The organism is Thermovirga sp. (assembly GCA_012523215.1).
In the GTDB taxonomy this organism is placed as follows: domain Bacteria; phylum Synergistota; class Synergistia; order Synergistales; family Thermovirgaceae; genus 58-81.
The window spans coordinates 1-3,525 of record JAAYIZ010000161.1 but is presented as its reverse complement, the minus strand read 5'-3'; the positions used below and the strand labels follow the sequence as shown (position 1 = coordinate 3,525).

The 3,525-nt window shown below is 55.6% G+C and carries 5 protein-coding genes; all 5 read left to right on the top strand.

Annotated features, from left to right (window positions below):
* Positions 1–185 (top strand): (2Fe-2S)-binding protein (locus GX108_04335; GenBank protein NLO56266.1); only part of this gene is annotated, 185 nt, incomplete at its 5' end.
* A gap of 15 nt (positions 186–200) precedes the next feature.
* Entirely contained in the window at positions 201–1,301 is a 1,101-nt protein-coding gene (locus GX108_04330) for an FAD-dependent oxidoreductase (protein NLO56265.1), read from the top strand.
* A 4-nt stretch (positions 1,302–1,305) separates the two neighbouring features.
* Positions 1,306–1,815, top strand: coding sequence for a 4Fe-4S dicluster domain-containing protein (locus tag GX108_04325; GenBank protein ID NLO56264.1), 510 nt, complete (start codon positions 1,306–1,308; stop codon positions 1,813–1,815).
* Positions 1,812–2,099: a (2Fe-2S)-binding protein gene (locus GX108_04320; GenBank protein NLO56263.1), complete on the top strand. Its 288-nt coding sequence runs from the start codon at positions 1,812–1,814 to the stop codon at positions 2,097–2,099. Before GX108_04325 ends, GX108_04320 begins: the two co-directional genes overlap by 4 nt.
* Positions 2,099–3,250 (top strand): FAD-binding oxidoreductase, encoded by a 1,152-nt coding sequence (locus GX108_04315; GenBank protein NLO56262.1) that lies wholly within the window; start codon positions 2,099–2,101, stop codon positions 3,248–3,250. The genes GX108_04320 and GX108_04315 overlap by 1 nt, the downstream gene beginning before the upstream one ends.
* Positions 3,251–3,525: the final 275 nt, after the last annotated feature.

Below are 3,525 nucleotides of genomic sequence, written 5' to 3'. Positions count from 1 at the left end.
TTTACAGGTTGACCCCTCAGAGGCGGCAGCCAAGGGGTTTCTTCTGTGCCATCGGCAAATGTTCCTCCTGCTTCCTGGTCGTTGATGGTGTACCCAATGTCCGGTCCTGCATCACGCCGCTGAAGGCAGGGATGCGGATCGAGACACAGCGCGACAAGGGCATCGTCGCTTTGGATGCGGAATAGGGGCAGGTGAAAAGAGTGAGGCATACTGAAGTGCTTGTCATCGGAGGAGGCCCCGCTGGCCTCAGCGCCACACTGGAGGCAGCCTCTCTGGGCTGCGGAGTCACCCTGGTGGACGGCGACCTCGCGCTGGGAGGCCAGCTCATCAAGCAGACCCATAAATTTTTTGGCTCAAAGGAAGAGAGAGCGGGAACAAGGGGATTCAAGATTTCAGAGATACTCCTCGAGGAACTTGAAAATCTCAAGGGTCGGATCAAGGTTCATACTAACTGCACAGCGACGGGTATTTACAAGGAAGACGGGGTTGTCTCCTGTGTCATCGGCGAAGAAAAATACTTCCGGATCAAACCCGAAAGAATCGTCATGGCTACCGGGGCGCAGGAACGACTGCTGCCCTTTCCCAACAACCACCTTCCTGGTGTTTACGGGGCAGGGGCCGTGCAGACACTGATGAACGTCTACGGGGTGCTCCCCGGAAAAAGAGTGCTCATGGTTGGTGCCGGCAATATCGGACTTATTGTCAGTTACCAAATGATTCAGGCCGGGGTGGAAATAGCGGGCATCGTGGAAGCCATGGATAAGGTGGGAGGCTATTGGGTCCATGCGGCCAAGGTGAGACGGTTGGGGGTACCCATTTTTCTCAGGCATACGATAAAAGAGGCACTGGGAAATCGTACCGTGACAGGTGCGTTGATCCAGGAAATCGATGACCGGTTCCAGCCGGTGGGCGAGAAAAAACGGGTCGACGCGGATATCATCTGCATGGCTGTCGGTCTCACGCCCACTTGTGAGCTCCTCTGGCAAGCCGGTTGTGAGATGGTCTATGTGCCCCAGTTATGCGGGCACGTGGCCCTGAGGGATTCCTTCATGAGGACCAGCCTCCCCGACATCTGGGTAGCAGGTGACGCAGCGGGTATCGAGGAGGCTACCGCGGCCATGGTCGAGGGGCGGATCGCGGGACTTGACGCCGCCAGATCCCTCGGGAAAGGCGACAAGGCCGATCTGGAGAAACGTCTCGAGGAGTTGGGAAGGCGCCTTGGAGATCTGCGAGGCGGGGAAGTCGGCCAGAAGATTTGCCAAGGCCTCGCCTGCTGCAGCGTTCAAGGTTGGGGGGTGTGAAGCGTTGGACGAAAAGGAGAAGTTTTTCAACAGCGGAGTGCTTGTTGAGCCTCGCAAGGGAGCGGTACAGCCCCCGGAGGACCTCTGGCTGACCAAGAAGAATGGGCTTGTCGTCATAGAGTGCCCCCAGAGGATACCCTGCAACCCCTGTCACACTAGTTGTCCCACGGGAGCGGTGAAGCCCTTCAAGGATATTAACGATCAACCCGAGATAGACTATAAAAAATGCACAGGCTGCGCCAATTGCGTGGCGGTCTGCCCCGGCCTCGCCTGTTTTGTCGTCGACCTCACCTGGGGCGATGAGGATAAGGCACTGATGAAGCTTCCCTATGAAATGCTCCCCCTACCTGTCGAGGGAGAGATCGCGGATTGCCTGAACAGGGTGGGCGAAGCCATAACCCGTGGGAAAGTCATCAAGGTCCTCGAACCCTTCAGCGACAGGACCAGGATCGTCCACGTGGAGGTGCCGAGGTCTTTGGTGATGGAAATCCGCGCCATAAGGGTGGTGAAATAGCCGTGGCTGAAAAGGACGAGGAAATAATCATCTGCCGTTGCGAGGAGGTCACCCTGGGTGAGATCAGGGAATGGATCAACAAGGGTTACGAAACTTTTGATGAATTAAAAAGAGTTCTCCGAGTGGGCATGGGACCGTGCCAGGGGAGAGGATGCCGCGAAATTATCCTCAGGGAATTATCGGCGAAAACAGGAAGGCCTGTCTCCGAAATCCACCCCGGCACGTTCCGGCCTCCGTCCAAACCGATAAAATTGTCACTCCTTGCCGAGATTGGTGACGGGTAATGACCCTGAAGAGGACTGCCGAAGTCGTTGTGATCGGCGCCGGGATCCAGGGCTGTTCCATCGCTTACAATATAGCGAAGTCCGGGCTCAGGAATGTCGTAGTCCTCGAAAAAGACACTATCTGTTCAGGATCGACCGGAAGATGCGGTGCCGGTATAAGGGCCCAGTGGGGCACGGAGATGAACTGCCGATTTGGCCTCGCGGCGATAGAAAAGTTCGAGCGATTGCAGGAAGAATTGGGTATGGATTGCGACCTCCACCAGGGGGGATACTTGGTGGTAGCCTACAGGGACAGTGAATTCGAACGCCTAAAGGAAAGCATGAGACTTCAAAACAGCCTCGGCATCAACACCAGGGTAGTTTCCTACGCTGAAGCCAGGGAGATATGTCCGGGGTTGTCCGCCGAGGATGCCGTTGGATTCACTTTCCATGACAGGGACGGCCACGCCGACCCGTTCCTGACCACCTTTGCCTACACGGAGGCGGCCAGGAGACTTGGCGTGAAATTCCTTCGTTTCACGGAAGTGAAGGCCATCAAAGCCGTCGCGGGTCGTGTCAAGGGAGTGGAGACCAATAGGGGGGATTTCGACGCCCCGGTCGTGGTCAACGCCGCTGGCGGGTATGCCCAACATGTAGCGAAAATGGCCGGGGTGGACATCCCCAATTTCTCAGAAAGGCACGAGATTCTTATCACCGAGCCCGTCGAACCGGGCGTCTGCCCACCAATGCTGATAAGCTTTTCGGGGAACTTCTACATCCAGCAGAGACCCAACGGCTCGATGATCGGGGGGTGCAGCCCCGAGGGACACCCCCAAGATTACGGCCTCGGGACTTCCTGGAACTTCCTCGAGGCGATGTCAAGGACCTTCGTAAAACTCCTCCCCAGGGCCAGGGGCATCAGGGTTGCCAGGCAATGGTCGGGGCTCTATAACATGACTCCAGACTGCCAACCAATTTTATGCGAATCCGATGACGTAAAAGGATTTTTCCTCTCCTGCGGCTATTCGGGGCATGGTTTCATGTTCGGTCCCATATCGGGGGAACTGCTTGCCCAGCAGATTCTGGGCCAGAAACCCAGGATTCCCATCGGGATGCTTCATTACAAGCGGTTTGAGAGGGGAGAACTATTGGTTGAACCGGCGGTCGTTTAACGATGATCCCTCTACCTGGGTGGAGGGACCGTATCAATTGGAGCGCATCGAAAAGAATTGTCTTTACTTGACGGTAAATTATGATTTGTAATGCAATATTCAATATATAGATATAAATATGCCTTGTACCGGGCCTCACAAGGTGGCATAATGGTTTTGTTCAAAGGGCGCCTGTGTCGAACGTCTTGGAGGAAGGTGAATTGCTTGCCGAAAAAATTTACGGTAACGGTGGACCCTCATTGGTGCAAGGGCTGCGGGTTGTGTCTCGCTGTGTG